General features: G+C 48.4%; 1 pseudogene. It reads right to left on the bottom strand.

Features of this window, described 5'->3' with window-relative positions:
• Nucleotides 1-231 precede the first annotated feature (231 nt).
• A pseudogene (locus R7E78_RS27425) lies at nt 232-653 on the bottom strand (glycosyl transferase); the annotation flags it as partial.

Raw genomic sequence — 653 nt, 5'->3', positions numbered from 1 at the left:
GAAGGCTTCTTGCGGGATGGGGTGAGCCGCCTTTTCACTTGACGTCGTGTGCTTTAGCATTATCCATGTCCTCATTTCTTATCGAAAAGTAAACCCATCACCGCAATGGTGATGTTTATGCTAACCAGCAAAGAGAGACTTGTGGTGATAAATTCATCACTGACGAGCATACACAAACAATAGATAAAGGAATCCGATCCAACAACTTTGTATCGTTAGGCAGTCATGCAATCAGTTCGCTGCGCAATACGACGCCCAGTACGAAAATGCACGTTTAAAAGCTTGTTCTCTGTAATGCATTTCAGCAAACAAGACAACCGCTATGGTAGCTAACACCGTGTTCGCCATTTGATTCATGTCGGTTTCTTCTGTACCAAATGGACAAGCCGTAGGCATTGGCACCTCTGACAGCATTTGCTCTGTCCAGTAGTGAGATGTCACGCCACTGGTTTGACTAAGCCATACTGTCTGGCTCACTTTCGGGTTGTATTCTGACTCACCCGACTGGCCTTTAAACGACACCACAGCATGCGCCGTTTGGCCAATTTCGTGCTCGACTTCAGCGTGGAGCTGCTGGAAACCAGGATGGAAGCTACCACGAATACCGACTGTCGCCTGCCCCGGGTTCAGTGCTCGCACCACGGTCTTAATCG

It is taken from the genome of Vibrio sp. YT-19(2023) (genome assembly GCF_033337395.1).
This window is presented reverse-complemented; position numbering and strand designations above follow the sequence as displayed.